The organism is Saprospiraceae bacterium (assembly GCA_016715965.1).
Lineage (GTDB): Bacteria > Bacteroidota > Bacteroidia > Chitinophagales > Saprospiraceae > Vicinibacter.
Genome location: JADJXG010000001.1, coordinates 217,642 through 238,630, shown reverse-complemented (window position 1 = coordinate 238,630; position 20,989 = coordinate 217,642). Strand labels below are relative to the sequence as shown.

Genomic DNA, 20,989 nt, shown 5'->3' with positions numbered 1-20,989 from the left:
AGATTCATCTCAAGGGCAAAAAAGTTGTCATTATTTATTTATTTTCAAAATCAGAGATGGTATGAAGACAGACCAAACCCCCGTGGTTTTCTACAAGGACGTCAGATTCTGGTTGGTAGTTATTCTATCGGTGGCCTTGAGCACCTTTATTTTGATCACCAATCCGGTTTAGGACCATTGCTCCTTGATCTTCAAGCTTAAATCGAGGCTTCCGGCACTGTGGGTGAGCGCGCCGACTGAGATATAATCGACTCCGGTCATTGCGACCGACCGAAGATTATTCAGGGTGATGCCACCGGAAGCTTCGGTTTCAAAGCGATGGTTGACAAAAACTACCGCTTCCCGAAGATTTTCCAATTCGAAATTGTCAAACATAACCCTTGTCACTCCTCCAATCTGGATCAACTCTTCGCACTCCAGCTTATTTTTAACTTCAACCGTGATTCCAATTTTTTCAAGTCCATGGAATTGACGGTATTGATGTACAGCTTCGACTGCTGCTTGGATTCCTCCACATGCTTTGATGTGGTTGTCTTTGATCATAAACCAATCGTACAATCCATCCCGGTAATTGTGACAACCACCGATTCGCACGGCCCATTTTTCGATAAATCGGTTGAGCGCTGTTGTTTTGCGGGTATCTAATATTTTAACAGGGAGATCGGCCACCTCTTTCGCGTACAACGAACTGAGTGTTGCAATCCCGCTCATCCGCTGCATCACATTAAGTACCAGCCTTTCGGTCTGCAGTATAGCTCTGGTAGATCCGGATACATGAAAAGCCAGATCGCCATATTGGACGTTTGCTCCGTCATTTAAGATTTTTTCGAACCTGAGTTCTGCATCAAACTGTCGAAATACTGCTTCTGCGAATTCCACACCGGCGAGAATTCCTTCTTGCTTTACCAAAAGAATGGCTTTGGAATTTGAATTTTCAGGGATGCAGGCCAAAGAAGTGATGTCACCGGTGCCAATGTCCTCATGAAGAGCATCCCGAATGTAAGATTCAAGTTGAAAATCTCTCAAAATAAAAAATGGGGATTAAAAAATGAGTCCTATTCTGAAGTCAATGTTGTTGATGTATGCTTTGGAATTTTCTTTGTTGCCGGTTCTAAATCTACCAGAGTCATCTGTGACATCTGCCAGGGTTTGAAAAAACCGAAATCCACCGGTAAGCGTGATTTTGTCCGATAAATAATAATCTGTGCCGGCGCCAAGCGCCCAGGCAAGCTGAAAAAATCCAATTTGACTTTTAATCTGTTCACCAGAGGTATTTACGCCCTCACCTTCAATGCTCCCCTTTGCGCGGGTGCGTATTCCCAGCATCAATTCCGGAACCTGTGCATAAAAGCGAAATTTTCCAAACTGATTGGTTTTCATCCGGAAACCAATTGGAAAATCAATATAATTGACCCTGTATCCCAGCTGGACGCCATCTGGTAAAGAATCACCCCTTGGGATGTTCAGAGAAGATTCGGACCAAAGATTTCCGCCCGTCTGATAGACCAGATTGCCACCAAGTCCCAGCGAAAGACCCACTCCACCGGTAATACTAAATCGCTCGTTGAGGGCAAAATCAGCAATTGCGTGAATTTTATAGGCAAGTTTGATTCCTTTGGAATTTATGGTATTGTTATCAGTATGCATCCAGCTAATCGAAGGTCCTGTCAACAAGGCTACGTCCACCAAGTCAAATTGATCCTGGGCATTGAGCCAATAAGGCAAACTCAAGAGCAATAAGCAGTATTTTTTTAAATGAATTGGTACCATGTCTTAATTTGTATCGTTATTGTGATTGGAATGTAAAATTAGTCAATGAAGCGCAATTTTATTCTCTTATTTTTAATTTTTGTGGCCTGTACTTCTAAGAACAGCAGGATTCCATCAGATTTTGATCCAAATCTATCTCCTGAAATCTCCCTGATTCGCATGGAGAAAAAATTATTTGAGGTCGATACCCAACAGATCGAAAGATCTTTGATCAAAATGATGGAGGAATATCCCAATATAAGCAGGATTTATTTTGAGCAAATATTGGGATGGGCAGAAAATTTGGACAGCCTGGATACACAATTTTTTAGCAGGGCGATGGAGTTTTACAGAGATTCCAGTTCTTACAATTTGTTAAATTTAACCAATGATCGATACATGGAGCTGGGATGGCTTGAAAAGATGTTTGGTCAGAGTTGTGGTTTGGCCAGGTATTATTTTCCGGATTTCAGGACACCCCGATTCTATACCTTGATCAGCGGATTTAATGTTGGCAATTTTATTTTTGAAGATACAGATTCTTTGGATGGCCTTGGTATAGGCTTGGATTTTTTTTTAGGGCCGGATTTTGATTACAAATTGATCGATCCTGCCAATCCCAGTTTTTCCAACTATTTGGCCAGGACATTCAACAAAGACCATCTGATAAAAAAGACCTGGGAAATATGGGTGGACGATCGGTTAGGGCCCGAACCCGGCAGTCGGCTTTTGGACTTTATAATCCATAGGGGAAAAAGACTGTACATTTTATCGAGATTAATTCCTTCTGTACACGATACTGTATTGTTTGAATACTCTTCTGAAGAGTTGGAGTGGTGCAGTAAAAACCGCAGAGCAATCTGGGCTTTTTTTACCGGAGAAAATTTATTGTTTGAGAATAACTTCATGAAAATACAAAAATACATTCATCCGAGTCCGGATTCACCGGGGATGCCACAACAGGCTCCCGGTCAAACTGGGAGCTACATTGGCTACTACATCATCGAGGCTTATATGAAAAGAAAACCAAGAACCAGTATGTCTGATTTAATCAAGGCAAGCGATGGCCAAAAAATCCTGGAAGAAAGCAGGTTTAAGCCGGTAGATGAGTAAATTTTATTGATCGTATTGGGTTTATTTAATAGCTCATATTAATTTTTGGGTTTTAGTGCTATTAATAAAGGTAGGCCAACGAGAACCTTAATCTTTAATAGAAGTATTTCATCATTTTGTAATTATTTTTTACTGAAATTGAAATAGGCAGATATTGAAGGTAGCTTTGCATATCTATTCAATTCCTTAATCATTGAAGATTAAGGGATCCTGATTTTTTTTTTCATTCTTTGACAATTATCAAACCTCCCCTAAATTTTTCTCCAAAACTTTGCCTCTGGAAATGAAGCTATCCGTATGAAAAATTTGAGGATCTTATTCCTTTATTCACTATTAAGTACCTTTTTTATGGGCTGTGGAGAAAGCAGGGACTGGGAGAAGGAAGCTGAACAACTGTTATTCATTGCACAGGAACTCAATCAAAGGCATAGAGACTTGGATTCATGCATAAAAGAACTTTGGGCTTTAACCTCTCGGAAGCTTCGAGATGAATTGCCCGCAGACCTTCCACCTGTTGATCGCCATATTTTCTTGAATTCGAACTCTGCCTATCATATGAGAATGTTTATGTCTTATAATAAATTGAATGAGCAAGTTCACAAAATTGTAGATAATGCTGCTGAAATGGATGAAATCCTTGCAATTAAACTTCGATTACTGGCTGAGCAATACCAAAAATTCGAAATAGAGAAGTACCAATTCTTTAAAGATGTGTCACAAGCCGATCCTCAAATTTATCATAGATATGTCGGTAAATTTAAATTAATCCAATCAAATTAAACCAATTTATTTCAATTCTAAATCTAATCAAATGATACAACAATTATTTTCTTTTAACAAACTAATTTTATTAGTAATAAGCTTCTTTTGTCTTCTAAGCGCATGTCAGCGACCTGAAGATGTCTATTCTGGTGAAAAGTTTGCGTCCAGTTTTGACAATGAAGTGGTTCGGAAATGGAATGAATTAATCCTGGATGTGGAGCGATTTACACCAGGATACCTTCCTCCGGTTGCGGCAAGGTCTTATGCGTACATCGGCTTGGTTGCTTATGAAACGCTGATTCCCGGTATGCCTTCCCAAAAGTCATTTAGAGACTATTTTTCTGGTTTGCAGATGCCCAGGAGGGCGAATTCTGATATTCATTACCCGATTGCCCTGAATAGCGCTTATTTAAACATCGTTCAAAAGTTGTTTCCTACAGCACCTTCAGAAATTTATTCAAGAATGATCGCAACTAGCAATTACTTTACACAGAAATATCAAAACGATCAGAGTCCAGAGATTCTTGCCAAATCAGTTGAATGGGGAAAAGCCGTAGCTGATGCAGTTTATATTTGGTCGAAATCGGATTTTGCAGGACATGATGGATTTCTACATAACACAGATCCAAGTTATGTTCCACCAAAAGGTCCTGGTCTATGGAAGCCAACCTATCCAAATTTTAGTTCGGCTTTATTGCCCAATTGGGGTCAGGTACGTTCTTTTGCGGCAAGTAAAGATGTAAAATGTAATGCTCCGTTGGCATTTAGTTCGGATCCAAACAGCGAGTTATATATCCAAGCTTTGGAGACGGCTCAGAAAATCAACTTAATCAAAAGCGGAAAAAATTATGAGGACAAATGGATTGCGGAATTCTGGAGTGATGATTGTCCGGCACTGACCTTCTCCCCGGCAGGACGATGGATCGCTATTTCATTGCAGGCGATGGAGAAAAACAGAACAGATCTCGAAAAGTCAGTGGTTGTATGCGCAAAGGTCGGAATGGCTTTATGTGATGCGGGTATCAGATGTTGGGCAGAAAAATACAGGTACAATGTGTTGCGTCCTGTAGAATACATAAGAGAAGTGATAGGAGATAAGAATTGGAACAGCATCATGTGTCCGGATGGGTCTGGACAATTTTTTACACCGGCATTTCCAAGTTATCCTAGTGGTCATGGAACTTTTGGTGCCGCAGCGGCTGAGGTTCTAACGAATGAATTCGGCCCTAATTTTGAGTTAACGGATCGATGTCATCAATCACGGACAGAGTTTATAGGTATTCCGCGCAGTTATTTCAGTTTTTATGAAATGGCACAAGAAAATGCATATTCAAGACTACCGATAGGTGTTCATTTTCGAATGGATTCAGATGCTGCTTTGGAATTGGGTTACTCCATAGGCCGTAAAGTCAATGCACTTCCATGGAAATAAACGCATGCGGATATTGCATCTCTAATTAGATTCAATTAAACATTTTGAATAATTGTTGAAACTATTTAATGGTATTGCCGATTCAATTAGACTTGATGTTTTAATATTGGTACCTGATCCAAATGTTTCCTTTTGACCCGATGAATTTGTTCTGTTCAGAGTCCGTTTAATTGAGATTATTTAAGTTATTTCTAATTGTTTGCTTTAAATCTTTCCGGGAACAATAGTGGTCTGGTTAAACAATCAACCATTTGTTTTATTAATTAAACCATCCATTTGTATGTAAGTCGGTCAATACAAAGATGAACCTTAGTCAAACAATTCAGCCATATTTAATTCAAAACAGTTTCATATTTAGGGAACTACCTTTAAATGACATTGAATTTCTAAAGGAGAATGCTAAGACAAAAAAGAGTAGGCGGGGTGAAATATTGTTTCGTCAGGGCACATTTCCAAAGGGAGTGTATTGGTTGATTTCAGGTAAGGTTAAAATTTTTCAGGAATCATACAATGGCAGGAGAATGACTACTTACATCCATTCTGACGGGGATCTGATTGGGTATCGCCAATTGATTGCAGAGGTTGAAAATCCAGTGTCTGCGGTTTTGCTTGAAGATTCAGAAGTTAGTTTTATTCCGGAGGAGGTCATAAGAAAATTACTTTCAAACTCAGGCATTTTTCTTAAAAATATGCTAACCGCCCTGGCAAAAGACTTTACAATCTGGATGAACAGAATGACAGTATTCCAAGACTTTCCGGTGAAGAAGAGGCTAATCCTTGCTTTATTGATTTTGCATGAGCAATACAACCTGTCTGGGGTGAAGAAAGGAATTATTACAATTGAGCGAACTGAGCTCGCTGAATATGTTGGCGCTACGTTAGAGACAGTTGTAAGAATTCTGAATAGACTAAAGGCTTCGAATTACCTTCAAATTAAGGGGAGGCAATTGCTTATTCACAATACTGATGAACTGATGAAATTATTGAAAGAAAATAGTTAGTTCTTTATAGAGTTCAATCAATCCATTTTAAAGAAGATATCATTTTATTGGATAAATAAATTGGAATGATTCTTTTTTTCAAAATCTAACCATGAAAGAATTGTTAGGAATCGAAAGGCAAGAGCAATTTCTGATATATTATTTTTACTTGGCTAAACTATTATTTTGTAAATGCAAACTTGGTTTCGGGCACTTATTTCTTAAAAAAAAACACAAAGACAAACTTTTGATGTTTCAGTCCTAAAATGGATAACACCTACTTGATTTATAAGCTTGATGAATGCATTATTCAAGCTTTAATTAAGTCTCCAATAGATTAGAATGAATCAACCTTACAAATCCGGCCATTGGCGATTTGACCTTGAATTTGGGTTTTTAAGAAATAATTGCCCGATGGAATTGAGCTCAAATCGATCTTTTGCTGCTGCCCTGTGATTTTTTGTTGGAGTATCAGTTTTCCAAAAACATCAAAAATTAAAAGATTGACTTCAGCGGATTGCACAGCTGAAAAATCGATGACCACAAAATCTTTAACAGGATTGGGATAAATGAGTATTTGTTTTTCAAGACCAGCATCTTTGGTTTCAGTAATATCAGGAACTACCGTTTTGAATAATTCGTAGGTCAATGAATCCAATATGGCATGACAGCTAAAATGAGGTGGAAATATACTGCCGTGGCTCAGGGCTCCATATACTTTTCTGCGATTCTGACTGTCCTGATGGTATAGAACGCTGCCGCTTTGTCCCTGAAAGGCTTGGTTGCTGTGACAGGCAGAATTGACTAGGTTGACTGAATCCATGTACCCTTTCATATAGTACATTCTTTCACCTTCTTCAAATACCGGATTATTGAAAGCATCATAAGCCGGATATCCAAAACTGTAAAATACATTTTCCGGTTGGATAAAAAAACTGTCGTTGTCGTGCCAGCCCCAGTCCAAAAAACCAGCCTGATGACCGATTGCATCAGTCAAACTCATGACGGCGATGTCGTAATCCAGATTACCATTGGAGGTCCACTGCGTAGGAGCATACCATTTATTCATCGTGGTCAGGCCGAAAGGTCTTTTGTTTAAGTTATAAGCCGGAAGGATATAACATGAAGATGCATAACTAGCATCAAACTTGCTCTTGACGCAATGCGCTGCTGTGAGAATAAATCCCGGATGAATCAAAACTCCTGAGCAGGTGCCGGGTATATTCTGACCATTGCTGGGGTTGTAAAATGTAATAAACAATTTGACCGCGGTAGAAATAGGGTAGGCCGGAAAAGTTGCAAGCTGGTCTGCAGGCATTAAATTGGTAAATGTGTAATCATACGGCCTGTGGGTTAAAGCAAGGTCTTTCGTTATGTTTTCAAGCGCATCATTTGGCTTGATAAAATTTTGGGTCTGGTTGCTGATCAATGTGTCAAATACTTTGTCCTGCACATGGTAGATGAGCAGTTTATTTGTCCTCTCCGACGGATCAAACGGAGGGCTGTAAGTCGGTAGCGGAACCGGAGGATAATCCAGAGGATCAAAATCCTGTTGGGCCAATAGGGTATTTTGTAAAAGTGAAAAGGTGATCAATAGTAAAGGCAAAACCAATTTTTTCATCCGGTTTATTTTTAATGAGCACAAAGTTGGGTTGGTGTACAAAGGGTACACCAACGAACAAATTTAATATCTTGTATGTGCGGAATCCAAATTTAATTGGAAAAATATTTTTGAGCGGCGGTTTCCAAATTGGAGTCCCCATTTACTAAACCAAGGAAAAAGTCAAGACAGAAGTTTCCCGGTACCTTCAAAAGTCAAAGTGACACTCGGAGCCATTAAGAGTTAAGACTGTGGTCCAATTGAGTCATGATTTTGTATTTTTACCCTTGGACAAAAACCAAGTTGATTGTGTAAAGAATGTCAAGAGTTCCTCAAGCCATTCTATTCTTTAACCTTCAGACGGAACTCGATTTGCTCATGACCTTTTGGGAACAATGCTTACCTTTGTTGCAGGGGTAAAATGTGAACTAATTTTATTTTTTAACTAGATCAGATCAAAGTCCTATTTTTTGGTACCATGTCAGTCTTTAATTTCAATGACAAAATTTAGTTTTAATGGACGCTTAATAAATAGAATTTTATGTTAGCCAATATATTGCTATTAATTTCAATTTTTATCTATTTTTCTACAGCGAACCTCATTCTTAAAGGCCAGCCTGGCGGTGATGCCGGAGTGGGCTACGCCTGGGCGTATATCATTTCTTTGCTTGGTTTTGTACTTTTCTCAGGACTATTGGCATGGAGCATGAATTACAATCATTTTTTTGATGGTGTTTTTAGCCCTGGATTTAAATACAAGAATTGGTTGGTCTTCATCGGCTGGGCTGCTTTTGTGGCGAGCGCTTTTTGGAGTCTTGAATATCGCGAGAGCAGGAATGAGCCCGGGTTTTTATTTTTTATGCATTGGCTTGCAAAAAGCAAAATGTATGTATGGCTTCCTTTGATCGTTTTTAGCGCTTGTTTTTACCTAATCAATTTTCAAATTAAATCCGCTCATTTCCCAATCTGGCTCATTGCTCAGATTAAGATTGGATTTTTTGTGAGTCTTGCGGTTGGATCTGTCGTTCTTCTCACATACGGCAATTTAATGATTAAAGACAAAATAAATCGAATCTCATCAAGATTGTCCTGGATATTGGAAAGTAGAAAAGAAAGTGAGGAAGAATACCGTCAAGCATTACAATACGTCGAAGGTTTTCGTGAAAGCAAAGTGGATGGTCTTTTAAAATACGTTTTGGCTTTTAAGCCTGAGCTTCGAAACAAGGCCATAGATAAGATCAAATCAATACCCAACCATGAAGAAGACATGCTGGCTATACTTACAAATAAAGAATTTGAGGAAGCCTTTATTTACGGGGATAATACCCAATATGTGTATGCTTATCTTGTTGAAAACAATGTGTCTGATCCTGAAAAATTTGTAAAAGCACTTATCATTAATCTCGAAGCTTCTGCTCGGAGAACGGAGCGGGATTTGGAGGACCCTTACTCCTGGGAGATGGGCCTTCTTAACCTCGAAACTGTTTGCCAGGTTCTTGACAGACAATTTAAAAATCATGCTCAAGAATTCAAGCCCGTTATTTTAAATATTCAAAAGATTCTATCTGTTGATGTGCCGGAACGAAAAAATAAGCGAATCAATAGACATTATAAAAAGAAATTGAAAACCTTTAGGAAGGCAATATCTGATTGGATCGAGAGAAATTAGATACTTAATTTCTAAACTTCATCATACCGATTTTAGCGTCGGATGCTGACCCTTGTTACCCGATCATTGGCCAGGGAGATAATGGTTCTTTTGCCTTTTACAGTTCGAAAATGTGTATCCAGAAGACGCACAAGCAGTGTGTAGCTTTTACGGGCTAGGTTTGGGAATTCAGACATTCTGTGACCGCCGGTTTCAGCCGCATCAGCCGCAGATGAAGAAAGTGAGGTATAAGTTTGTTTGCTTTCATTATCATACAGGACGGCCTCAATATGCGCAAACTCTGTCAAATATCTATAATCTGTAACAACATCGATGGTTAAGCGTGGCATTGTTTATAATTTTATTGTTCCTAAAACTCAGGTGAAATTAGTAAATATTTTTTAAAATTATAGAATTAAATATATTTTAGTTTTAAAATATTGGGCACTTTCTGGTTATTGTTTGTCTGAGCAATAAATTTAAAAATTAATTTGTGTTAAAAATCAAAACCCGAAACACCTGAGAATGTGGCAATGATGAAAATGATGTGGAAACAGTTGATATACCATTCTACATAAGTTGTTAGCAAACCACGAACCATTTGCAATGTAAGGATTGAAAGAATTTGGAAAAGCTTAAAGTACGATTTCATTATCTCAATCCATGCAATAATGGTTTTGAACTTTTTGAGGGAGTTCAAAACCATATCGTTTACTATCACCAAAAAATACATCAGACCACTGGGCAATCACCTGAGAAAGGATATTCACAATTGATAAAAATTCAGGCTGCTTAAAATGAAATTTATTAAAATAACAAACGATACTTTAGGTCCAAATAATGGGGAGTAACCTAGGTTATTGGCGAGAGAGAGAATGAGGAACAGAATGCGAAGCGAATCGGAGTGGCGCTCCTGGCGCTATGAGATAAATCAGAATGAGAACGAGCTCGAATGATCATTTCATGCTCATTCTCTCTCTCCCTCTCATTCTGATTTATGTACCCGGGGCGGTTCCGCTTTGAAAAAACTATAAAATATTAAGATATTATTCAAAGCGGACTTGAACCCGCACTTGCATTACTGCAAACAGGATTTTAATCCCGCTATCCATATTTGTTTCTAATTGTCTTCAAAACTTTCGAAATGGATAGCGGGACTGCGTGTCGAGTTTTTTCAAGTTAATTTAGAAATTAAATTAGAAAGTAAGCTTTCATCTGACCTTAGCTTTTTGATAAAAACAGAAGATTTTCTGGATTTAATATACTTTTCCAATTTGTAGGCTTGTCCTGAGGTTTTGCAAAGTATTGTTAGGTATAAACTCCATGGGATACCTTTGGCAGTGAAACTGTTAGGATATTTTAAATGATTATGCTCTTCTAATCTTTTATTGAAGTCATCAGTCGTGCCAATGTAGAATTTATCTAATTTGACTGAATGAATAATATAAACGATAAATGACATTAGGGAAAAGAGGTAAAAACTTACAGGATACAAATGACATTATAATAATACTCATTCTGATTTAGAGTGAGTGAGAGTGCGAGGAAAAGAATGGGAAATAATTCATAAGGACAACGAGCTCGAATGATCATTTCATGCTCATTCTCTCTCTCCCTCTCATTCTGATTTATGTACCCGGGGCGGTTCCGCTTTGAAAAAACTATAAAATATTAAGATATTATTCAAAGCGGAATTGAACCCGCACTTGCATTACTGCAAACAGGATTTTAATCCCGCTATCCATAGTTGTTTTTAATTTCCATCAAAACTTTCAAATTGGATAGCGGGACTGCGTGTCGACTTTTTTCAAGTTAATCTAGAAATTAAATTTGAAAGTAACCGCTCATCTGACTTTAACTTTCTGATAAAAACAGAAGATTTTCTGGATTTAATATACTTTTCCAATTTGTAGGCTTGTCCTGAGGTTTTGCAAAGTATTGTTAGGTATAAACTCCATGGGATACCTTTGGCCGTGAAACTGTTAGGATATTTTAAATGATTATGCTCTTCTAATCTTTTATTGAAGTCATCAGTCGTGCCAATGTAGAATTTATCTAATTTGACTGAATGAATAATATAAACGATAAATGACATTAGGGAAAAGAGGTAAAAACTTACAGGATACAAATGCATTATAATAATACTCATTCTGATTTAGAGTGAGTGATAGTGCGAGGAACAGAATGGGAAATAATTCATAAGGACAACGAGCTCGAATGATCATTTCATGCTCATTCTCTCTCTCCCTCTCATTCTGATTTATGTACCCGGGGCGGGACTTGAACCCGCACTTGCATTACTGCAAACAGGATTTTAAGTCCTGCGTGTCTACCAATTCCACCACCTGGGCAATTTTGAGCGGGAGACGAGACTCGAACCCGCGACCCCGACCTTGGCAAGGTCGTGCTCTACCAACTGAGCTACTCCCGCATAGGATGGTAATTTATCGAACTGTTTTGTGGATTAAGTAAACAAAGCAGCATCCATAAAATCAACAATCATTCTTAGATGTATGTTAATCCTGAGCACATTTGCCCCCTGACAATTAACTTTTGGGTTGCAAATATATAAACTGGATTTTAGTTTGAACCTAAAAAATAATAAAAAAATCAATTGAAAATATATATTACTTTATTTTATAATGTATTAACTTTGTGATTTTCAACAATGAGTAAGCTTGGTAGGGTATTGGTGGCCATGAGTGGCGGGATCGACAGCGCTGTCTCTGCTCTGCTTTTACACGAGCAGGGTTACGAGGTGATTGGCATCACCATGAAGACCTGGGACTACGCCTCTTCTGGAGGCTCAAAGAAGGAAACCGGCTGCTGCTCACTCGATTCATTGCAAGATGCCCGCAAAATGGCGGTTGACATGGGATTTCATCATTTTATTCTTGACATCAGAGATGAATTTGGGGATGCGGTTATCGACAATTTTGTGGACGAGTACTTAGCAGGCAGGACTCCCAATCCATGTGTTTTGTGCAACACCCACATTAAATGGAATGCTTTGCTCAAAAGGGCGGATGGCCTGGATTGCGAATTCATTGCCACAGGGCACTATGCCAGGATAAATCAACTGAACGGACGTTACTACGTTTCCAAAGCCCATGATTTGTTGAAGGACCAGTCTTATGTATTGTGGGGTTTAAGCCAGGATGCACTGAAAAGAAGCAAGTTTCCTCTGGCAGACATGCTTAAGTCTGAAACCCGTAAGATCGCATCAGACAGAGGATATACCAATCTGGCCAAAAAGGCAGAGAGCTATGAAATTTGTTTTGTTCCCGACAACGACTACAGAGGCTTCCTAAAGAGAAAGGTTGCTGGATTGGAAGAGCAGGTGAGTGGGGGTATGTTTGTGGATCGCCACGGGCAGATATTAGGTGCCCATGATGGCTATCCCTTCTACACCATTGGTCAACGCAAAGGACTTGGAAAAGCATTTGGCAAACCTATGTTTGTGACAGATATTTTTCCTGATTCCAACACCGTTGTGCTGGGAGAAGAAGAAGATTTGTCAAGACCCGCTTTAACTGTTTCGCAAATCAACTGGCATAAATATACAAAAGTAGATCCGCGAGATGAATTCACAACCAAGATCCGATACAAGGATCCGGGTCATATCTCCAACATCACTATGGGGGAGGAAAATCTCCACATTGCATTTTCCGGAAACGTGAAAGGTATTGCTCCGGGTCAATCCGCAGTGATTTATGAAGGCGACGATCTTGTTTGCGGAGGTATCATCAGAAACTCCCTGTTTTCAAATTTGCCAGGCGCATTGGATTAAAAATAGATGCATGAGAAAAACTTATTTATTTCTATTCTTATCCGTCCTTTTGATAAACTTGCGATGTGATAAAGGAAAGGATGGCTCCGATGAACCAATCGTGGGTTACCACTATGTACCTTTTCAGATTGGAGACGAGTGGATCTACGAGACCGATTCGATTTTTTTTAATAAGACCAATATCATAGAAAGGGATACTGTTAAAAATTTTATTTTGGTTCAGGTGATTGACTCAGTTCACACCGCTCCCGGAGAAATTGAATATGCCCTGGACTATTCAAGGAGTACAAATCCTGAAGGTCCCTGGATATTTGCGGACAATGCCTTCGCCACCATCGGAAAATCCTGGATGATCAGGACTGAGTTTGGACTTGATTTTATCGCATTGGCTTTTCCGGTCAGGAAGTTTCAAAGATGGAATGGTGTTTCAAGATTTTCCAATAGAAACCATATCATCATCCGTGGAGAACTTTTCGAGCCATTTAACTATTGGAACGGCGATTCTTATTATTACAAAAATATTTTGGTCAAAGAACAAATAGGATCCCATACATACGAAGATGTAGTACAAGTGGAAGAAGTCGATTATGAAGATGATTTAAACAGAATTTATTCAGAATCCAGGTATGCGGGCAACATTGGTTTGGTATATCGCGAATTGTGGTTGTTGAAATCACAAATTGACGATCCCAATTTGAGCTGGGATGAAAAAGCAGAAAGAGGACTTATTCTTCGGCAGAAATTGCACAGTCACAATTAAAGTATTGGCATTGATTGATTTTATTAAAGCTGGAATGACACTGAAGGCGCATGGCCTGAATGGTGAATTGGAAATAAAACTGGAAGATGAATTGCGGGATGAAATATTAAAGCAAGGGGTATTGTTTATTTACAAAGATGGAAATTACATACCCTATTTTATCGAAAGTCATCGGGATGAGGGTCGATTTTTTATTCAATTTGAGGATGTACATGATCCTGAACACGCTAAATTATTAAGTCACAAAGAGATTTTTACAGACAACGCCCGTATTCCTGATGTTGTGAAAAACAACATGGAGAACACTGAATTTGAAAATATGGGATTAACAGGATATGTGCTGATGGATATCACATCGGGACGATTGGGACATATTCTTTCCATTCAGGAATTTCCGGGCCAATGGATGGCAGAAGTAGAATCTGGTGGTCAAATTTTTCATATACCCCTTCATGAACATTTTATTGTAATTCTCAAACCGGAAGAAGAATTAATTACGGTTCAGCTACCTGAAGGGATTTGGGAATTGTGAAACTGAATTGATTTGAAAATTTATTGATTGCATGTTCAGCCACTTCCCACCAAGCTGGATGATCTTCCTGCTACACAGTAATTCAATTACATCCACTCAAATACACCCAATTGCATATCACCCGAATGTTGGGTTGAACTGTGATCAAGCAAATTTTAAAATCGATTTTCCGTCTTTGATCAATTAATGAAACATAGCGCCAGCGATACAAGCGGTCATAAGACAGGCAATTGTCCCGCCAATCAATGCCAACAATCCAAAGGAAGTCAGTACATTTCTCTGACCTGGGGCTATCGCACTGATGCCGCCAATTTGAATGCCAATGCTGGCAAAATTTGAAAATCCGCACAATGCATAAGTCGCAATGATGATAGAGCGATCGTCCAGAATGCCGGATGATTTCATATCTCCAAGGGACAAATAAGCCACAAATTCATTTAAGATGGTTTTCTCTCCGAGCAACTGACCAATGGAAGTAATGTACTGGACATCGACACCGATCAACCATGCTATAGGAGCAAATAAAATTCCAAGAATAAATTGTAAATCAAAACTCTTGTGTTGTCCATTGGTCAACTGGATCACCCAATCATTCAATCCATATTCACCCATTCCATTTAAAGCCAGGTTGATCATGTAAATAAAAGCCATAAAAGCCAATAACATCGCTCCGACGTTGACGGCTAGTTTTAATCCATCTGTTGTGCCCCTGGACAATGCATCTAAAAAATTGGAACCCACATCTGCTCTTTTGATATCCACCTGTTGATCCACTTTCTGATCTTCGGGGTAGAGGATTTTTGCGCAAATAACAGCAGCCGGGGCTGAAATAATAGATGCCGTCAAGAGGTGCATCCCAAAATAAATCCTGCTCGCTTCATCCGAGCCACCGAGCATGGCCATATAGGCACCAAAAACACTTCCTGCAATGGTGGCCATCCCACCCACCATCAGACAGAGTATTTCTGATTTGGTCATTCGTTCCAAGTAGGGCTTGATCACCAGGGGTGCTTCAGTCTGTCCAATAAACACATTCGCTGCCGTTGCAAGACTTTCTGCTCCCGAAAGTTTGAAAGATTTTCGCATCAGCCAGGCAAAACCTCCAACTGCTTTTTGTAAAATTCCAAAATAATAAAGCACAGAGGAAAGCGCAGAGAAGAAAATGATGGTCGGCAATACCAGAAATGCGAAACCGTATGGTGTGCCAGGTTTGGCCAAATCACCAAACAGAAACTGTGAAGCCTGTTGACTGCTCTCGATCATGATCGAGAAAAAATGAACAATCAGTTCAAAAAAACTCCGAATCCAACTCACTTCGATGAGACAGAAAGCAAGAAGAAACTGAAAAACGACACCAGTCCCTACCATTTTCCAATCGATCTTTTTTCGATTCTTACTAAGTAAATAGCAGACAGCCAACAAGATAAGTATTCCTAAAAGACCTCTGGAGATCTGGATCATTGAATTGAGTTTTGAATTAAATGGGAAAATTATATGATTTTGCAGAACTTTGGCCAATAGATTTGCGATCCCATAAAACAATAGATATGGTCATTGGTATTACAGGTGGAAGCGGCAGTGGAAAAACTGCATTTATCAAAGCGATTCGAAATAAATTCTCTGGTAACCAGCTTGCCATTATTTCTGAGGACAATTATTACAAACCGCGTAACGAACAGAAAGCAGATCTTTCCGGTGTTCTCAATTTTGATATTCCTGAAGCCATCGATGAAAATAAATTTGTGGAAGATGTCCATAAGCTTATTGGAGGTTCTGCGGTGCGTTTGAAAGAGTACACCTTTAACAATCAACTTGCGACAGTGAATGAAATTCAGATTGATCCTGCTCCCATTCTCATCGTGGAGGGATTGTTTATATTGCATAGACCACGAATCAGAAACTTACTGGATTTAAGTATTTTGATTCACGCCCGGGATGAGTTGAAGCTCATACGCAGAATCAGGAGAGATCAAGAAGAGAGGAACTATCCTTTAGAAGATGTGCTTTATCGATATGAGAATCATGTGTCACCTGCCTACCAACTTTACATACAACCCTATCTTGACAAAGTAGATCTCAGCATTAACAACAACGACCACTTTACCCAGGGAGTAGAAATTCTGGCGGCGTATATATCTGTGAAGTTAGGAGGGATTTAAGCAAATTCATCTTTCTATAAAAGGGCTCATTGCTGACTCTTGAAACCCTTTGAAAGGGAATTTTGATTCGTTTTTAGAATCATATTTATTTTTTTTTGAATATTTTTTTTCAATAATTTGTATTTTTTAAAATATGTAATACAAACATTATTATAAATGTATGTCGTGTTTTTAATTGTAATCTGTTGTCTGCGGGTTTATATTATAAAAAATTGGTATATAATTTGCAGCATGGGCCTTAGACAAAAAGAATCACATGCATTACTCACACGTACAACAGAATCAAAAGATGTCCAGCTTGGCCAAAAGTATTACAAAATATACTTTGGTCTTCATAACAGTGTTTATGTTTAAGCCAGGGACCATTTTATCTAAAAATGTAAATTCAATCAAAGCAGAAGCTTTCATCCCTATGGCTTGCAATGATCTTGTTCAAATTTCTTTGGATGAGAATTGTTATGCATTATTAACTCCTGAAGCGATTCTGGAAGACATGCAGGGTCTTTCATCGGATTATGCGATTGATTTATATTTGAATGGTGTAAAACAACCGGATTTGATTTTTGGTGCTCAAGACATCAACAAGTTGTTTAATTATACCATCTGGCACATACCAAGCAGGAACTCATGTTGGGGTGCTGTATTTATAGAAGACAAACTTGCACCTGTACTGGAATGTTTGCCGGACACCATTCGCTGCAACGATGAATTTGGTCCAGACGATCTTGGATTTCCGATTCCTTCCTATTTTGTTGGAGTTTACATCGACACCATTGGTTGGGACACCACAGGTGGTCGTAGAATTCCATACAAATTCAAAGTGTACAATTGGGATGCTTGTGGCGCAGTAGTGCTAAGTTACAATGACCAGGTGGACTACTATGGTTGTGATTCACTTTGTTTCAGGAAAATTTTTAGAGAATGGGTAGCCGTAGACTTATCAGGCAATCAATCCCGATGTACGGAGGTAATCTGTATGAGAAGACCGGATACTTCAGATATTTCTTATCCAAGACATCATGATGGATTTGACCTTCCATACATAAAATGCCACGAGGTCTTTCCAAAATTGCCCAATGGACATCCTTCACCTATTTATACAGGCACACCTTTTGGTGAATTGTGCAACACACTTGTGGCAAGCTATACAGATTTGCGAATTGATGTATGCGACAAGAGTTTTAAAATATTGCGCAGATGGAGCATCGTTGATTGGTGTACAAGGGAAGTATATGAATATACCCAGTTGATTAAAGTAATTGATGATGAGGCTCCAACTTTTGAACTGCCCGAGGATTATACAGTGGGTATGGCTCCCTGGACTTGTGGTTCGTATGGAAAAATATTACCACCTTTTAATGTCCGTGATTGCGGAAAATGGACCTACGATGTGTTTGTTCGACTGGAAGATCCTCTTACAGGAGATACAGGTGAGAAAACAAAAGATTTTATTGATTACAATATCACCGAAAAGTGTTTTTATCTGATCGGTGCTCCGGAAGGAAGGATTTGGGTTTTGTATGAACTAAGTGATGATTGTGGAAATGTCTCTGACAGCACCATTGAGATTGGTGTGGTGGACGATCAAATGCCCATCGCAATTTGTGATCAACGAACCGTGGTAACATTGACTTCAGATGGAACGGCCAAAGCCTATGCAGAAACATTCGATGACGGTTCCATAGACAATTGTGCCATAGATTACTTTAGGGTCAGACGGATGAATGATACCTGTGACAACGGTACAGATGAATTTGGTCCATATGTTGGATTCTGTTGCAAGGATATTGGTCAAATTATAATGGTGGCCCTGGAAGTGACCGATACCTATGGTAATAAAAATACATGCATGGTGGAAGTGGTTGTTCAGGAAAAAGAGCCACCGATCATTGTTCCACCGACCAACATCACCATTTCTTGTGAATTTGACAGATCCAATTTGGAAGATTTTGGAGTCATTCGATACAATCAGGCAGATCGCAAGCAAATCATCATCCGGGATGATATCTATTTTGACAAAAACTATATTGCCGGAATTGATGGATACGCTTATGACAATTGTGATGTAACAGTCACTGAAGTTGTCACCGATTCCTTGGTCTGCAATCAGGGAAAAATCTGGAGAAAATTTATTGCAGTGGACAAACAGGGTTTGATGTCGATGGCTACCCAAGTGATTACGATCATCAATGTAGATCCGTTTTACATTAATCCCTACGATCACCTGGATTCTGCAGACGATGTCGAATGGCCTGAAGAAACCGTAAAAATATTTTCCTGCCGTACCGCAGACACTCACCCTGATAAAACAGGCGCTCCTAAATTTACCAACGTAGGTTGTGCCCAATTGTCCATCAACTATACTGATTCAAGGTTGGATGTACTGGACAGCGTATGTTATAAAATTTTGAGAAAGTGGACGGTGTTGGATTGGTGTCAGTATGAAGCTAGAACACAAAAGGGTATTTGGGAATACACCCAGGTGATCCTGGTTCAAAACACAATACCACCAGATATTTATAGTTGTCAGGACATCGATATTTGTGATGAAAGCGCATACGCTGATCCAAATACCGGAAAGTGTTTGGCGCATTATGATCTGACGGCAGACGGAGAAGATGATTGTACTTATCCACAAAATATCATCTGGTCATATAGGCTGGACGAAAACAACGATGGTAGTTTTGGACCTCCAATTCTTTCGAAACGTGCAACAGGAGTATTGCCTGTTGGTACTCACAGGATCAGATGGATTGCAGGGGATCAATGCGGCAACGTGAGTCAGTGTGATCAATTGATTACTCTGAGAGATTGCAAGAAACCAACGCCTTATTGTATTGCTGGTATCAACACTGTACTGATGCCAACAACCGGAGAGGTATCAATTTGGGCAAAAGATTTCGATTTGGGTAGCACTGACAATTGTACACCCAAAGAGCGCTTGAAAATTTCATTTAGCAGCGATACTTCTCATACGTCGATCAGTTATCACTGCGATAGTTTGCAGGGGCAATCCTTTATTGTTCGGACGGTCAGAATATATATCACCGACGAAGAAGGCAATCAGGATTATTGTGAAACTCAGGTGAGGATACAAGACAACAACAACAGTTGTGGTAACACATTGGTATCAGGTAGTGGTAGGCTCACCAGGGCCAATCAGACTCCAATACCTGAAGCAGTATTACAAGTGTTCGATCAAAATGACCAACTGGTATTTACTGCGGAATCAGATGATCAGGGAGCGTATGCCTTTTTGCCTCTGCCTGTGAATCGGGTATCTTATATTAAAGTGGACAAACAAGATGAAGCCTTACTAGGGATCAGTACCCAGGATATCATAAAAATACAAAAGCATATTCTTGGGCAAAAATTTATCGATTCACCTTATGAAGTTATCGCTGCGGACGTTAACCGATCCAACTCCATTACTGCAAGAGATATTACAGAAGTGAGAAAATTAATATTGGGTATCAGCGAAGAATATTCCTCCTCCAGGGTTTGGATCTTTGTCCCAAGCGCTCAAAGCTTTGCCAATGTTCACGCACCATGGAATTTTAAAGAGAGCATTCTTGCATCCGAAGTCAATGGTTCTTTTTCCTCTTTGGATTTTGTTGGAGTAAAACTGGGTGATGTGGACCATTCTGCAAAACTGGGATTGCACGATCATGTGACTGCTCGTTATAGATCTACGGTCCAATTGTACGCTGAGAAATCCAGTGATGGCAATAATATGGCGATCGTTGCAGCAGAAAATATGGTGGTAGAAGGTATCCAATTGAATTTGGACGTGCCAACCGGGGATGAAATCAATGTACTGGCTGCCAAATTTGATCTCAGCGATGAACATTTCAAACAGCATATTCTAAAACAGAATAATTCCAATTTGAGAATTTCATGGGCTGCAAGAAAACCTGTTTCGGTTCAAAAAGGTGAAGTCCTTTTCTATTTGAATGGATTAAACGCAGAGGTCCTTATGGGATATCAGCCATCAACGAAAGGAATTTCGAATGAAATTTATTTGGTGGGAGGTCAGGTGAGTCAGTTGCAAATAGATCTAAAAACCAGTCAGAACACAGGTGCTGGATTCGAGCTGGCTCAGAATATACCCAATCCATTTTCAGAGTTTACCATGATTCAGGTTGATTCAAAAACCGATTTCAATGGAACGCTGAGCTTGGTGGACGCCTGGGGCAGAGAGGTGTTGAGAAAAGCCATTTCCATTTCAAAAGGACTCAACAGCATTGAGTTAGGAAGAGCAGATATACTCTCAGAAGGGATCTACCTCTACAAATTAGAAGGTCCTTCAGGAGTTCAGACTAAAAAACTATTTGTTCTCAAATAATTTAATTAAAGTGTTGAAAATCAGCACATAAAGAAATAATTTCAAACCGTTATTTACACAAATTTTAGACCGGCAAAGGCCGGTCTTTTTGTTTTAGGCAATAACATATAGAAAAATAT

General features: G+C 39.2%; 17 protein-coding genes and 2 tRNA genes. 10 read left to right on the top strand and 9 right to left on the bottom strand.

Features of this window, described 5'->3' with window-relative positions:
- Positions 1-168 precede the first annotated feature (168 nt).
- Together nadC and IPM48_00845 are read right to left on the bottom strand one after the other, a co-directional pair.
- Positions 169-1,026, bottom strand: a complete 858-nt coding sequence (gene nadC, locus IPM48_00850) for a carboxylating nicotinate-nucleotide diphosphorylase (GenBank protein MBK9270118.1) — start codon at positions 1,024-1,026, stop codon at positions 169-171.
- A 15-nt stretch (positions 1,027-1,041) separates the two neighbouring features.
- Positions 1,042-1,770: an outer membrane beta-barrel protein gene (locus IPM48_00845; GenBank protein MBK9270117.1), complete on the bottom strand. Its 729-nt coding sequence runs from the start codon at positions 1,768-1,770 to the stop codon at positions 1,042-1,044.
- 45 nt (positions 1,771-1,815) lie between these two features.
- Here IPM48_00845 and IPM48_00840 point away from each other — a divergent pair, with 45 nt between their 5' ends.
- The 4 genes from IPM48_00840 (at position 1,816) to IPM48_00825 (ending at position 6,057) form a co-directional block, all read left to right on the top strand.
- Complete coding sequence (locus IPM48_00840; GenBank protein ID MBK9270116.1) at positions 1,816-2,862, top strand: hypothetical protein; 1,047 nt, start codon at positions 1,816-1,818, stop codon at positions 2,860-2,862.
- 297 nt (positions 2,863-3,159) lie between these two features.
- The gene (locus IPM48_00835) at positions 3,160-3,642 is read left to right on the top strand and encodes a hypothetical protein (GenBank protein MBK9270115.1); all 483 of its coding nucleotides are present in this window, start codon (positions 3,160-3,162) and stop codon (positions 3,640-3,642) included.
- A gap of 31 nt (positions 3,643-3,673) precedes the next feature.
- The gene (locus tag IPM48_00830) at positions 3,674-5,056 is read left to right on the top strand and encodes a vanadium-dependent haloperoxidase (protein ID MBK9270114.1); all 1,383 of its coding nucleotides are present in this window, start codon (positions 3,674-3,676) and stop codon (positions 5,054-5,056) included.
- A 302-nt stretch (positions 5,057-5,358) separates the two neighbouring features.
- Positions 5,359-6,057 carry a Crp/Fnr family transcriptional regulator gene (locus tag IPM48_00825; GenBank protein MBK9270113.1) on the top strand — a complete coding sequence of 233 codons (699 nt, stop codon included), beginning with the start codon at positions 5,359-5,361 and terminating at the stop codon, positions 6,055-6,057.
- Positions 6,058-6,373: 316 nt separating this feature from the next.
- Here IPM48_00825 and IPM48_00820 read toward each other — a convergent pair whose 3' ends face one another.
- Complete coding sequence (locus IPM48_00820; protein MBK9270112.1) at positions 6,374-7,657, bottom strand: T9SS type A sorting domain-containing protein; 1,284 nt, start codon at positions 7,655-7,657, stop codon at positions 6,374-6,376.
- Positions 7,658-8,177: 520 nt separating this feature from the next.
- Here IPM48_00820 and IPM48_00815 point away from each other — a divergent pair.
- Positions 8,178-9,305, top strand: coding sequence for a hypothetical protein (locus IPM48_00815; protein ID MBK9270111.1), 1,128 nt, complete (start codon positions 8,178-8,180; stop codon positions 9,303-9,305).
- Between the two features lie 32 nt (positions 9,306-9,337).
- On the opposite strand, the gene IPM48_00810 is transcribed toward IPM48_00815, so the two are convergent.
- The 5 genes from IPM48_00810 to IPM48_00790 form a co-directional block, all read right to left on the bottom strand.
- Positions 9,338-9,634, bottom strand: coding sequence for a hypothetical protein (locus IPM48_00810; protein MBK9270110.1), 297 nt, complete (start codon positions 9,632-9,634; stop codon positions 9,338-9,340).
- Between the two features lie 824 nt (positions 9,635-10,458).
- Positions 10,459-10,746 carry a GIY-YIG nuclease family protein gene (locus IPM48_00805; protein ID MBK9270109.1) on the bottom strand — a complete coding sequence of 96 codons (288 nt, stop codon included), beginning with the start codon at positions 10,744-10,746 and terminating at the stop codon, positions 10,459-10,461.
- A 345-nt stretch (positions 10,747-11,091) separates the two neighbouring features.
- The gene (locus IPM48_00800) at positions 11,092-11,379 is read right to left on the bottom strand and encodes a GIY-YIG nuclease family protein (GenBank protein ID MBK9270108.1); all 288 of its coding nucleotides are present in this window, start codon (positions 11,377-11,379) and stop codon (positions 11,092-11,094) included.
- A 170-nt stretch (positions 11,380-11,549) separates the two neighbouring features.
- Positions 11,550-11,635, bottom strand: a tRNA-Leu gene (locus IPM48_00795).
- Between the two features lie 7 nt (positions 11,636-11,642).
- Positions 11,643-11,715 (bottom strand) — tRNA-Gly (locus IPM48_00790).
- 237 nt (positions 11,716-11,952) lie between these two features.
- Between IPM48_00790 and mnmA the strand changes: the two genes are divergently transcribed.
- Genes mnmA through rimM form a run of 3 tightly spaced genes read left to right on the top strand, consistent with a single transcriptional unit; the run spans position 11,953 to position 14,366 of the window.
- Positions 11,953-13,074, top strand: coding sequence for a tRNA 2-thiouridine(34) synthase MnmA (mnmA, locus tag IPM48_00785; GenBank protein MBK9270107.1), 1,122 nt, complete (start codon positions 11,953-11,955; stop codon positions 13,072-13,074).
- A gap of 10 nt (positions 13,075-13,084) precedes the next feature.
- Positions 13,085-13,834 (top strand): hypothetical protein, encoded by a 750-nt coding sequence (locus tag IPM48_00780; GenBank protein MBK9270106.1) that lies wholly within the window; start codon positions 13,085-13,087, stop codon positions 13,832-13,834.
- Positions 13,779-14,366: a 16S rRNA processing protein RimM gene (gene rimM, locus IPM48_00775; protein ID MBK9270105.1), complete on the top strand. Its 588-nt coding sequence runs from the start codon at positions 13,779-13,781 to the stop codon at positions 14,364-14,366. The genes IPM48_00780 and rimM overlap by 56 nt, the downstream gene beginning before the upstream one ends.
- Before the next feature lie 183 nt (positions 14,367-14,549).
- On the opposite strand, the gene IPM48_00770 is transcribed toward rimM, so the two are convergent.
- Positions 14,550-15,827, bottom strand: coding sequence for a Na+ dependent nucleoside transporter (locus IPM48_00770; protein ID MBK9270104.1), 1,278 nt, complete (start codon positions 15,825-15,827; stop codon positions 14,550-14,552).
- An 86-nt stretch (positions 15,828-15,913) separates the two neighbouring features.
- Between IPM48_00770 and IPM48_00765 the strand changes: the two genes are divergently transcribed.
- Positions 15,914-16,525 carry a uridine kinase gene (locus tag IPM48_00765; GenBank protein MBK9270103.1) on the top strand — a complete coding sequence of 204 codons (612 nt, stop codon included), beginning with the start codon at positions 15,914-15,916 and terminating at the stop codon, positions 16,523-16,525.
- Between the two features lie 256 nt (positions 16,526-16,781).
- Complete coding sequence (locus IPM48_00760; GenBank protein MBK9270102.1) at positions 16,782-20,870, top strand: T9SS type A sorting domain-containing protein; 4,089 nt, start codon at positions 16,782-16,784, stop codon at positions 20,868-20,870.
- Positions 20,871-20,989 lie beyond the last annotated feature (119 nt).

What these genes read in the sequence shown, in the direction of transcription:
- IPM48_00845 (MBK9270117.1), bottom strand. Translation starts at nt 1,770, where the DNA reads ATGGTACCAATTCATTTAAAAAAATACTGCTTATTGCTCTTGAGTTTG.
- IPM48_00840 (MBK9270116.1), top strand. Translation starts at nt 1,816, where the DNA reads ATGAAGCGCAATTTTATTCTCTTATTTTTAATTTTTGTGGCCTGTACT.
- IPM48_00835 (MBK9270115.1), top strand. Translation starts at nt 3,160, where the DNA reads ATGAAAAATTTGAGGATCTTATTCCTTTATTCACTATTAAGTACCTTT.
- IPM48_00830 (MBK9270114.1), top strand. Translation starts at nt 3,674, where the DNA reads ATGATACAACAATTATTTTCTTTTAACAAACTAATTTTATTAGTAATA.
- IPM48_00825 (MBK9270113.1), top strand. Translation starts at nt 5,359, where the DNA reads ATGAACCTTAGTCAAACAATTCAGCCATATTTAATTCAAAACAGTTTC.
- IPM48_00820 (MBK9270112.1), bottom strand. Translation starts at nt 7,657, where the DNA reads ATGAAAAAATTGGTTTTGCCTTTACTATTGATCACCTTTTCACTTTTA.
- IPM48_00815 (MBK9270111.1), top strand. Translation starts at nt 8,178, where the DNA reads ATGTTAGCCAATATATTGCTATTAATTTCAATTTTTATCTATTTTTCT.
- IPM48_00810 (MBK9270110.1), bottom strand. Translation starts at nt 9,634, where the DNA reads ATGCCACGCTTAACCATCGATGTTGTTACAGATTATAGATATTTGACA.
- IPM48_00805 (MBK9270109.1), bottom strand. Translation starts at nt 10,746, where the DNA reads ATGTCATTTATCGTTTATATTATTCATTCAGTCAAATTAGATAAATTC.
- IPM48_00800 (MBK9270108.1), bottom strand. Translation starts at nt 11,379, where the DNA reads ATGTCATTTATCGTTTATATTATTCATTCAGTCAAATTAGATAAATTC.
- mnmA (MBK9270107.1), top strand. Translation starts at nt 11,953, where the DNA reads ATGAGTAAGCTTGGTAGGGTATTGGTGGCCATGAGTGGCGGGATCGAC.
- IPM48_00780 (MBK9270106.1), top strand. Translation starts at nt 13,085, where the DNA reads ATGAGAAAAACTTATTTATTTCTATTCTTATCCGTCCTTTTGATAAAC.
- rimM (MBK9270105.1), top strand. Translation starts at nt 13,779, where the DNA reads ATGAAAAAGCAGAAAGAGGACTTATTCTTCGGCAGAAATTGCACAGTC.
- IPM48_00770 (MBK9270104.1), bottom strand. Translation starts at nt 15,827, where the DNA reads ATGATCCAGATCTCCAGAGGTCTTTTAGGAATACTTATCTTGTTGGCT.
- IPM48_00765 (MBK9270103.1), top strand. Translation starts at nt 15,914, where the DNA reads ATGGTCATTGGTATTACAGGTGGAAGCGGCAGTGGAAAAACTGCATTT.
- IPM48_00760 (MBK9270102.1), top strand. Translation starts at nt 16,782, where the DNA reads ATGCATTACTCACACGTACAACAGAATCAAAAGATGTCCAGCTTGGCC.